The organism is Flavobacteriales bacterium, from assembly GCA_013214975.1.
GTDB lineage: Bacteria > Bacteroidota > Bacteroidia > DT-38 > DT-38 > DT-38.
Genome location: JABSPR010000081.1, coordinates 1 through 3,002 on the forward strand (window position 1 = coordinate 1; position 3,002 = coordinate 3,002).

Annotated in this window: 4 protein-coding genes; all 4 read left to right on the forward strand. The window is 36.0% G+C overall.

Annotation, left to right across the window (positions count from 1 at the left end; translation table 11 throughout):
* A partial coding sequence (locus tag HRT72_03600) for a hypothetical protein (GenBank protein NQY66791.1) occupies nt 1-1,237 on the forward strand: 1,237 nt, incomplete at its 5' end.
* A gap of 63 nt (nt 1,238-1,300) precedes the next feature.
* Nucleotides 1,301-1,528: a hypothetical protein gene (locus HRT72_03605; GenBank protein ID NQY66792.1), complete on the forward strand. Its 228-nt coding sequence runs from the start codon at nt 1,301-1,303 to the stop codon at nt 1,526-1,528.
* A 101-nt stretch (nt 1,529-1,629) separates the two neighbouring features.
* On the forward strand, nt 1,630-2,478 hold the full coding sequence (locus tag HRT72_03610; GenBank protein NQY66793.1) for a tyrosine-type recombinase/integrase: 849 nt from the start codon (nt 1,630-1,632) through the stop codon (nt 2,476-2,478).
* A 21-nt stretch (nt 2,479-2,499) separates the two neighbouring features.
* A partial coding sequence (locus HRT72_03615) for a site-specific integrase (GenBank protein NQY66794.1) occupies nt 2,500-3,002 on the forward strand: 503 nt, incomplete at its 3' end.

Consider the following 3,002-nt stretch of genomic DNA (forward strand, 5'->3'; position numbering starts at 1 on the left):
TAATCTGTTTAGCTTAGATAAACTAAAAGTTACTTTACGAATTACAAGGACAGACAGCCCAAGTCCTATCTACAACATTCGCCAAAGTAACTTAGATCTTTACAACGACGATCAGGTAGAGAAATTTATAAGAAAAGTAGGTGAGCGATTAGATCTAGGTACTTTAGAAATACGTGTAACCATGTCGCATCTGATAAATGAGTTAGAGCAGTACAGATTAAAATCGGTAGAATCCCAAAAGCCAAACAAGCCGAAAGAAAAGGAGCTATCCGAGAGGCGAAAACAACAAGTGAGAGATTTTTTAAAATCGAAAGATCTACTACTAAAAACAAACAACCTTATCGGTAGATCTGGCATGGTTGGTGAGGAAAATAATCGTCTATTAATGTACCTGATATTTACATCCAGATTACGAGAACAACCTTTGCATGTTATCAGTTTAGGAGCAAGCGGAACAGGTAAAACCTACCTGCAAGAAAAGATAAGCGAGTTAATCCCAGAGGAACATAAATTAGAAATAACAGCACTTTCAGAAAATGCCTTGTACTACTTCGAGCGTACAGAGCTGAAACACAAATTGGTATTAATAGAAGACCTAGACGGGGCACAAGATGAAAAGATAATGTATGCAATCAGAGAGTTAATGAGTAAGAAACGAATCAGTAAAACCATCCCGATCAAAGATGCCAAAGGCAATCTGAAAACGGTAACCCTTCACGTAGAAGGTCCTATCTGTTTAGCCGGAACAACTACCAAGGAACGTATTTATGAAGATAATGCCAACCGTAGTTTACTGATCTATTTAGATAATAGGAAAGCCCATAAAAATCAAATCATGGAGTACCAACAAAACCTATCAGCAGGCACAATTAATAAAGCCAAAGAAGCAGAAATCAAAACCTTTTTACAAGATGTTCAATTAATGTTAGAGCCAGTAAAAGTTAGAAACCCTTATGCTACAAAACTCAATATACCAGATACTGTTTTTAAGCCATTAAGAACCAATACGCATTATCTAAGTTTTATTGAAACAGTTACTTTTTATCATCAATACCAAAGGTCGGTAAGCACCGACAAGCAAACAGGAGAAAGATGTATTGAGACCACACTTGAAGATATTGAACAAGCGAATAAATTACTCAAAGATGTGCTACTGGCTAAAAGTGATGAGCTAACCAAAGCGTGTAGAGATTTTTTAGAGTTGCTTAAAAACTATGTGACTAAGAATGCGAAATAGAGCTTTTATAGTAAGGAAATTAGAGAGCAATATCGTTTTGCACCAACCACCTTAAACAGGCATTTGTTAGAACTTACTCGCTACGGTTATTTAAAGGTTATTGGAGGCAACAGAGCCAGAGGATATGAATACGAATTGATTAACTCAGAGGAATACCAATCTTTAAAAGACAACATACAAACGGTATTAGATGAAGCATTAGAAGAAATAAGAAAAGAGGAATCATCAACAAAGTCTCACCAGGGTATCCCAGTAACCCAGAGTAGCCCAGTAGGGGTGATGGGCTACTGAAGGTTAAGTAAATCAATTAATTAGGGAGGTATCCCACTAAAATCTCAAAATGCAAGGCACCCCCTAAAAAGCCGATCGCCTGGCCACGCAATTATTTAAATATGGAACGAATAAAGGATTTTGAGAACTGGCTAATAAGATTAGGATATGCAGAAACCACCATAAAAAGCTACACAAGGTTATTAGAAAACTTCTTTAACTACTTAGAAATTGCCTGTGGTGGCTCACCGCCCAATCAACAAAGAATAGAACAGTTCAACAAACACCTGCATCAAAGTAAAGTAAGTAGGAGTTACATATCAGCTCATATCAATATAATTAACCGGTACAGTGAATTTTTAGAGTTAACCACCAAGGAAAAATTAACAGTCGGTAAAATCCTAGTAGAAAGAGAAATCACTACTGAAAGAACCATTTTTACTCAATCAGAAATGAAGTTGCTTTTTTCTTCAATTGAAGGAAATACCCCACAAGGATTATTCGATAAAGCATTGTTGAGTATTTACTACGGTTGTGGTTTAAGAAGTAAAGAAGGGATCAATTTAGTACCCCAAGAAGTAGACTTCAACAAAGGCTTACTGTATGTAAAACCGAGCAAAAACTACAGTAGTAGATACGTTCCAATATCGCAAGGAGTCCTTGCAGCCATTAAAGATTATATGAATTATGCACGTAGTATTATCAATCCCAATAGCAAGTATTTATTAGTCGGCAAACAGCAACCCAAAGTGAATGGGCATTACTTAAATACTAGATTAAAAAAGCTGCAAGAAAAAGCTGGAATCACTAAAAACGCTAGCCTGCATAGCTTGCGCCATAGCATAGCTACCCATTTATTGCAGCAGGGCATGGAACTAGAATACATCGGTAGTTTTTTGGGTCATAAACGCCTAGATAGTACTCAGGTTTATGTGAGAATTAATGAAGAACTGATGTACAACAAACACTAATTTTTTTTCAACTGAATACAAATGAAAGGCTTTGGAGTTTGGCTTACAGAACGTTATTACAGCGAAAAGTGTATCAAAGATTTTTTAATGCGAATAGGCTTGTTTTTAGGATGGTTACAGCTTCAAAAACTAACCTTAGAAACTATTGATTACAAAGACTTATTGAACTACATCGGACATCTGCAGAACCAAGAAAAATCAAAGACGAGTATCAATACAACACTTAGAGCCATAGAACATTACTACACCTTTTTAGGCATCAAAAACATCGCTTTAAATGTGAGACTAAGAGGGACCTACCAAGAACAAATATTACTACTCACCCAAGAGGAACTAAACACCATTTACAACAACTACCAAAACACCACCAAGCACGGCTATTTTAAGTACTCCAACAAACTGATTTTAGGATTAATGATTTATCAAGGACTGGACAAACAAGATATTATGAACTTGGAATTAAATGATGTTGATTTAGAAAAAGGAGTCATCAAAGTACCAGGAGGAATCAGAAGAAAAAATGA

Coding starts and splice junctions, on each gene's coding strand:
- HRT72_03610 (NQY66793.1), top strand. CDS start 1,630: ATGGAACGAATAAAGGATTTTGAGAACTGGCTAATAAGATTAGGATAT.